General features: G+C 39.6%; 1 protein-coding gene. It reads left to right on the forward strand.

Features of this window, described 5'->3' with window-relative positions; translation table 11 throughout:
- On the forward strand, positions 1-222 hold a 222-nt coding region (locus tag IAE51_RS12095), incomplete at both ends, for a hypothetical protein (RefSeq protein ID WP_200095659.1).

Below are 222 nucleotides of genomic sequence, written 5' to 3' on the forward strand. Positions count from 1 at the left end.
CAGTGATTCCGTTTCAGATAGTGATTCGACATCCGATTCAATTAGTGATTCAGTTTCAGATAGCGATTCAACATCCGATTCAATCTCTGATTCAGTTTCAGATAGCGACTCAACGTCTGACTCAATCTCTGATTCGGTTTCAGATAGCGACTCAACGTCAGATTCAATTTCTGACTCAGTTTCAGATAGTGATTCAACATCCGATTCAATCTCTGATTCAGT

Origin of the sequence: Lactococcus sp. S64 (genome assembly GCF_016516525.1) — a bacterium.
GTDB lineage: Bacteria > Bacillota > Bacilli > Lactobacillales > Streptococcaceae > Lactococcus > Lactococcus lactis.